This window comes from Ilumatobacter sp. (assembly GCF_049588435.1).
Lineage (GTDB): Bacteria > Actinomycetota > Acidimicrobiia > Acidimicrobiales > Ilumatobacteraceae > Ilumatobacter_A.
In genome coordinates, this window is record NZ_JBAVYV010000330.1 from 1 (window position 1) to 6,358 (window position 6,358).

A 6,358-nucleotide genomic window follows, 5' to 3' on the forward strand; every position below is an offset into this window, starting at 1 on the left:
ACGCGATCGCCCGCGCGGAGATCAGCACCCCGTCCATCAGCGACGGTTCGAAGACCCCGAATGCCGAGATTGCGACGCTGGTGTCCACGTCGCCGCCGAGTGCCGCCGCTCTTCCCCACATGTAGCCGCCGAAGAACTCGAGTCCGACGTTCGCGAACCCGTCGCCGGCCGACCGCGCCCACCACCCGATCGTCGCGATCGGTTCGACGGCATCCCGGAGACGGCGAGCGGTCGACGTCGGCACCTCCGGTGGGGCGATCGGCTCATCGAGCGGGGTGAGGAACGCAGCCGCAACGTCGTCGTAGTCCATGGATCGACGGTAGCTGTCCGTCGAATCCGGCTCGTCGCCGCAGCGGTCAGTGGTTGCGGAGCGCGTCGATCAGCTCGGACTTGTTCATCGTCGAGCGACCCTCGATACCGATCTCGCGAGCACGCTCGAGCAGCTCGTCCTTCGTGCGATCCTCGTAGTCCTCCGCACGACCTCCGCGCGCACCCACGGTGGAGCGGCCCGCTGCGGCCGACGCGTTGGCGATCCGGGCGGCCTTCTCCTTGCTCATCCCGTCGTTGCGCAGCGCTTCGTACTGCTCGTCGTCCTTGATCGATGGTCCTGGGTTCTGCTTCTTCGGCATCGGGATCTCCTGCTCGGTCGATGGTGTGTCGTTCAGGCGCCTGCGAACGTCTCGATCATGCGGTCGTTGAACGCCGGGAGGTCGTCAGGATTACGGCTCGTGACGAGGAGGCTCGGAGCGCAATCGCACACCACGACGTCCTGGTCGACCCATGTTCCACCTGCGTTCTCGATGTCGGTCTGAAGGCTGGGCCAGCTCGTGAGTGTTCGACCCTCGACGACACCGGCTTCGACGAGTGTCCACGGGGCGTGGCAGATCGCCGCCACCGGCTTGCCGGCGTCGAAGAAGCCCTTCACGAATGCGACGGCGTCCGCGTCGACTCGGAGCTGGTCGGGATTGGCGACCCCTCCGGGCAGCATCAGGGCGTCGAAATCGGCGACCTGCGCGTCCGCCACCGTTCCGTCGACATCGAACTCATCGGCGGTGGTGAGGTGGTCGAAGGCCTGGACCTTTCCGGCCTCGGGAGCGATCAGGCGCGGGGTCCCACCGGTGTCCACGACACGCTGCCATGGATCGGTGAGTTCGACCTGTTCGATGCCCTCGTTGGCGACGAGAAAGGCCACGGTCTTTCCTTCGAGTTCGTTCGACATGGGATCTCCGTTCGTTGTGTTGCCCGACCCCGATGGACTACCCACGGTCCGGCGAAGTCATTCCCGCGGCCGTGCTCGAATCGGAATCGGCCGGCGGCGAGACCCATGGTGACGGAGCCCATCCCGTTCTCGACCCGGATCCGTCTCATGTGCTGAGACGAATCGGGGCCGAGAAGCCCCACACCGCGGGCGATGTGCGGGCGATGTGCGGTCGGTCGTGGTCGAGGGGCGGTCGGTGACCGTCAGGCAGATTCGGACAGTGCGTGGATCACGTCGTGCATCGAGCGCCCGGTGTTCCCGGCGAGGAACGCGTCGCAGTACGGCAGCGCCGCGGCCATTCCCCCGGCCTGGGGTTCGAAACCCGCGGCGGCGGCTCGCGGGTTGACCCAGACGATGCGATGGGCGAGCAGCGACATCCGGCGCATCGCCCGATCGAGTTCGACCGGGTCGTCGGTGTCCCACCCGTCCGAGCAGATGAGCACGACGGCACCGCGCAACGACGTGCCCCACGTTCGATGGTGCAACAGGGTCTGCACGCTGGTCGCCACCCGAGTCCCGGAGAAGCGATCACCGACGGCCTCGTTCATGTGCTCGATCACATCCGTGCAGGCGCGGGAGCGGACTGCTGGGGTGATCCGCGTCAGGCGGGTCGCGAACGCGAAGACCTCCGCGCGGTGGACGAGCGCGAGCGGGCGAACGAGGTGGAGGTAGGCGCGGGCGTGACGCTCCATCGATCCGCTCACGTCGAGCAGCACCACCACGGGTCGCGGCCGGCGTTGGCGACGTTCGTGCGCGAGCGACATGACCTCGCCCCCCGTGCGCATCGCCGTGCGCATCGTGCGTCGGAGCGCGATCTGCCCCCCGGAGTGCGTCGGCCGCCGTCGCCTCGACCGACGTTGTGGCCACTCGGTCACGGACGCTTCCAGCAGCGCCCCGAGTCGATCGAGTTCGGCCTCGTCGAGCCGGTCGAAGGGACGATCCATGTCCACCTGGACCGATGACGGGCTCAACTCGGGGACCGCCAGCGCGTCGTCGGAGCCGTCGTCTTCATCGTCGGCCTGGTCGGCAGCGGGTGGAAGCGTTGCCCACGGGAGCGCCGCGGTCGTGGCATCGGCGTCGTCGATCAGGCGGGGGAGACGGACGAGGACATCGTCGTCGTCTCCGGTGGGAACAGGACGATCGCGACCACTTCGCTCCCGGATCCAACCCATCTCGATGTCGGTCACCACGTCGAACACCGCAGCGAACACCTCGTCGAAGAGCGGGAGCTGCTCGTGGCGCGTGACGAGGCTGAGTCGGAGCGCCCAGTACGCGTCGGCCAGCGTCAGCGGACCGATCGCATCGAGCGACGCCGCGCAGCGTTCGACCGAACTGAATGCGACGTCCACCCCGGAGCGACGCAATCGATTGGCGAACGTCGCGGCGAACAGCGCACGGTCGACGCCGGTGAAGAGGTGCGCCCCGGTCACGGTCCGTCCGACGACGGCCCATCGATCGCGTGACCGCCCGCGTGGTCGGCGCACTCCGATCGTCGATGGGTGACCGAGTACCAGCGGGCTCCGATCAGTGCGGCCCACCCGGTCAGGCCGATCGGACCCACCGTCTGCACCACGAGCAGCGCCTCGTGATGAGCGAGCATCAGGAGGCGTACTCCTGGGCCGCGCGCCGCAGTTCATCCGCGTCGTCGGGCGTCTTCGCGATCGCTCCGATCGTCGTGATCGCGGTCTCCCGTTCGAACTCCGTCACGCCGAGCGCGTGCAGCGCGCTCACCCAGTCGATCGCCTCGGCCAACCCGGGCGGCTTGTCGAGGTCGAGAACGCGCGACGTCGACACGAACGCAGTTGCCGCCTCGACGAGAGCGGTCGAGGCACCGGGCACCCGGCGGCGGACGATCTCGGCGGCGCGTTCGACCGACGGGTACTCGATCCAGTGGTAGTAGCACCGCCGTTTCAACGCGTCGTGCAGCTCACGGTTCCGGTTGGAGGTCAGGATCACGATCGGTCGGCGTGTCGCGGTGAACGTGCCGAGTTCGGGCACCGTCACCGACGCCTCGCCGAGGAACTCGAGCAGCAGCGCCTCGAACTCGTCGTCGGAACGGTCGATCTCGTCGATCAGCAGCACGGGTGGCACCGTCGAGGTCGAGCGGACCGAGCGCAGCAGCGGCCGGTCGAGCAGGAACTCCGACGTGAACAGATCGTCGCTCGTCAACGCGGTGTCGGCACCGTCCCGGTCGGCCTCGGCCACGCGGATCGCGAGCATCTGACGCGGGTAGTTCCACTCGTAGAGCGCCTCTGCGGCGGTGATCCCCTCGTAGCACTGCAGGCGGATGAGGTCGGCTCCGATCGCCTCGGCGACCGCTTTTGCCGCGGTCGTCTTGCCGACACCCGGCTCCCCTTCGAGCAGGAGCGGCTGGCCGAGCTTCATCGTCAGGTAGAGCGCCATCGACAGCCCGTCGTCGACGAGGTAGTCGACGGCGTCGAGCGCGCTGCGTAGACCGTCGAGCGACGGCGCAGCGCCGGCGTCGGGTTCCATCGTCACGCGACGCCGAGTTCCTCGGCGTGTCGGGTCCGGCATCCAGGGTTGCAGAACCAGTAGTCGACTCCGTCGTGCGCGAGGTGCGGGGTGTCGTCGACGACGGTGACCGTCATTCCGCAGACCGGGTCGATGGCGGTGATCGGTCGAGGTTCGGTCTCGGTGGCCGGTGCGACGAGCCCGTCGACGCGGACCGCCCGGACGAGGTCGGCGAGGATCGACAACGCGATCTCCTCCGCCGTGCGCGCACCGATCGAGATGCCGACCGGACTCCGGACCCGACCACGCTCGTCGTCGGTCAGGCCGAGCGACTCGATCACCGCAGCGCCCCGCGTCGCGCTCGCGACGAGCCCGATGAAGTCGATCCCCGCGTCGAGCGCCGCGCGGATCGTGTCCTCCTCGGCTCGACCGTGACTCGCGACGAGCACCGCCGTTGCACCCTCGGTCGTCTCACCTGCCGCGTCGTGATCGATCGAGAATCCCAGTTGCGTTCCGAACTGGGCGAGCGCATCGGCGATCGGCGTGTTGCCGACCACCACGACGCGCGCGGCGGGAAGGCTGGGCTCGATGAAGACCTCGATCGCTCCGCCGGACAGACACGGGTTCACCACGGTGATCGCTCCGGGCGTCTCCGGAAACTCGTCGCTGTCGCCGGGCAGGATGCGCAGCAACGTCGACTCGCCCGAGTCGAGCGAATCGAGCGCAGCGGTGCGTACCGACTCCTCCGCGCACTGCCCACCGATGAACCCCTCGATGCGTCCGTCGGGAAGCACGATCGCCGCGTCACCGGGCCGTGCCGACGTCGGACACTGGGCTCGAACGACGGTGGCGCGCACGAACGAGCGGCGTTGTGCCACCAGTTCGGCGACGCGGGTGGCGTGTTGTTGCGAGGCGACCATCGGATCCGTGCTCGATTCCCGGCTCAGATCGGCGGCGTGTGGTTGCCCTGCATCGCTTCCCAGACCCGGCTCGGAGTGAGTGGCATGTCAGCATGGCGGATCCCGTACGGCTTGAGCGCATCGACGACCGCGTTGACGATCGCCGGTGGTGAGCCGACGGTGGCCGATTCGCCGATTCCCTTCGCCCCGATCGGGTGGTGCGGAGACGGCGTGACCGTGTGGCCGGTTTCCCAGTCGGGGACCTCCATCGCCGTGGGGATGAGGTAGTCCATCAGCGATCCGGCGAGGCAGTTGCCTTCCTCGTCGAACGAGATCATCTCCATCAGCGCCATCCCGACGCCGTCGGCAAGGCCCCCGTGGACCTGGCCCTCGATGATCATCGGGTTGATCTGGGTGCCGCAGTCGTCGATGGCGATGAACCGCCGGACCTTGACCTCGGCGGTGCCGGGGTCGATGTCGACCACGCAGATGTAGGCACCGAACGGGTAGGTCAGGTTCTCGGGGTTGTAGCAGATCTGCGCTTCGAGCCCGCCCTCGATGCCCTCGGGCAGATCGCCCGCACCGTGCGCGCGCATTGCGATGTCCTGGATCGTCACCGACTTCTCGGGATCGCCCTTGACCCGGAACGTGCCCGCCTCGTACTCGATGTCGGCGACCGAGGCCTCCAACATCCCCGACGCGATGATCTGCGCCTTGTCGCGCACCTTGCGGGCGACGAGCGCCGCGGCCGCACCCGACACCGGCGTCGAACGACTGCCGTACGTGCCGAGGCCGAACGGCGTGTTGTCGGTGTCGCCGTGGACGACGTCGATGTCATCCGGTGGGATGCCGATCTCCTGGGCGATGATCTGCGCGAACGTCGTCTCGTGGCCCTGACCCTGGGTCTTGACCGACAGCCGGACGACCGCCTTGCCCGTCGGGTGGACGCGCAGCTCGCAGCCGTCGGCCATCCCGAGGCCGAGGATGTCCATGTCCTTGCGTGGACCGGCACCGACCGCCTCGGTGAAGAACGAGATGCCGATTCCCATCAACTCGCCGCGGGCGCGCTTCTCCTCCTGCTCCCGACGCAGCTCGTCGTAGCCGGCCATCGCCATCGCCTTGCGCATCGTGGGCTCGTAGTCACCCGAGTCGTAGACCCACCCCGTCTTCGACTCGTATGGAAACTGCTCGGGCTGGATGAAGTTCTGGAGCCGGAGTTCGGCGGGGTCCATCTCGAGGTCGTAGGCCAAGACGTCGACCATCCGCTCGACGAGGTACACCGCCTCGGTGATCCGGAACGAGCACGCGTACGCGACGCCGCCCGGGGCCTTGTTCGTGTACACCGCACTCATGTGGGCGTAGGCCGCTTCGATGTCGTAGCTGCCGGTGAACACGCCGAAGAATCCGGCGGGGTACTTCACCGGAGCGGCGGTTCCGTTGAACGCGCCGTGGTCGGCGAGCACCTCGGTGCGGATCGCGCGGATCTTGCCCTCCTTCGTCGCCGCGATCTCACCACGCATCACGTAGTCGCGGGCGAAACCGGTCGACACCAGGTTCTCGGTGCGGTCCTCCATCCACTTGACCGGCTTGCCGATCAGGAGTGACGCGACGATCGCACAGACGTAGCCGGGATAGATCGGCACCTTGTTGCCGAAGCCACCGCCGATGTCGGGGGCGATGATCCGGATCTTGTGTTCGGGCAGTCCGGCGACGAGTGCGTACACCGTGC

8 protein-coding genes are annotated in these 6,358 nt (G+C 68.0%); all 8 read right to left on the reverse strand.

Going from position 1 to position 6,358, the window contains the following annotated elements; genetic code table 11:
* Window positions 1-310: helix-turn-helix domain-containing protein (locus tag WBV89_RS12815; protein WP_423981743.1), on the reverse strand; the 310-nt coding region annotated here is incomplete at its 3' end.
* A 46-nt stretch (window positions 311-356) separates the two neighbouring features.
* The gene (locus tag WBV89_RS12820; protein WP_423981744.1) at window positions 357-629 is read right to left on the reverse strand and encodes a DUF7218 family protein; all 273 of its coding nucleotides are present in this window, start codon (window positions 627-629) and stop codon (window positions 357-359) included.
* Window positions 630-661: 32 nt separating this feature from the next.
* Complete coding sequence (locus tag WBV89_RS12825; RefSeq protein WP_423981745.1) at window positions 662-1,219, reverse strand: type 1 glutamine amidotransferase domain-containing protein; 558 nt, start codon at window positions 1,217-1,219, stop codon at window positions 662-664.
* A gap of 242 nt (window positions 1,220-1,461) precedes the next feature.
* Window positions 1,462-2,688 carry a vWA domain-containing protein gene (locus tag WBV89_RS12830; protein ID WP_423981746.1) on the reverse strand — a complete coding sequence of 409 codons (1,227 nt, stop codon included), beginning with the start codon at window positions 2,686-2,688 and terminating at the stop codon, window positions 1,462-1,464.
* Window positions 2,685-2,858, reverse strand: a complete 174-nt coding sequence (locus WBV89_RS12835) for a hypothetical protein (protein ID WP_423981747.1) — start codon at window positions 2,856-2,858, stop codon at window positions 2,685-2,687. The genes WBV89_RS12830 and WBV89_RS12835 overlap by 4 nt, the downstream gene beginning before the upstream one ends.
* Window positions 2,858-3,751, reverse strand: a complete 894-nt coding sequence (locus WBV89_RS12840; protein ID WP_423981750.1) for an AAA family ATPase — start codon at window positions 3,749-3,751, stop codon at window positions 2,858-2,860. Before WBV89_RS12840 ends, WBV89_RS12835 begins: the two co-directional genes overlap by 1 nt.
* Window positions 3,752-3,753: 2 nt before the next feature.
* Complete coding sequence (locus WBV89_RS12845; protein WP_423981748.1) at window positions 3,754-4,650, reverse strand: XdhC family protein; 897 nt, start codon at window positions 4,648-4,650, stop codon at window positions 3,754-3,756.
* 23 nt (window positions 4,651-4,673) lie between these two features.
* Window positions 4,674-6,358: aerobic carbon-monoxide dehydrogenase large subunit (locus tag WBV89_RS12850; RefSeq protein WP_423981749.1), on the reverse strand; the 1,685-nt coding region annotated here is incomplete at its 5' end.

What these genes read in the sequence shown, in the direction of transcription:
- WBV89_RS12820 (WP_423981744.1), bottom strand. Translation starts at nt 629, where the DNA reads ATGCCGAAGAAGCAGAACCCAGGACCATCGATCAAGGACGACGAGCAG.
- WBV89_RS12840 (WP_423981750.1), bottom strand. Translation starts at nt 3,751, where the DNA reads ATGGAACCCGACGCCGGCGCTGCGCCGTCGCTCGACGGTCTACGCAGC.
- WBV89_RS12825 (WP_423981745.1), bottom strand. Translation starts at nt 1,219, where the DNA reads ATGTCGAACGAACTCGAAGGAAAGACCGTGGCCTTTCTCGTCGCCAAC.
- WBV89_RS12845 (WP_423981748.1), bottom strand. Translation starts at nt 4,650, where the DNA reads ATGGTCGCCTCGCAACAACACGCCACCCGCGTCGCCGAACTGGTGGCA.
- WBV89_RS12835 (WP_423981747.1), bottom strand. Translation starts at nt 2,858, where the DNA reads ATGCTCGCTCATCACGAGGCGCTGCTCGTGGTGCAGACGGTGGGTCCG.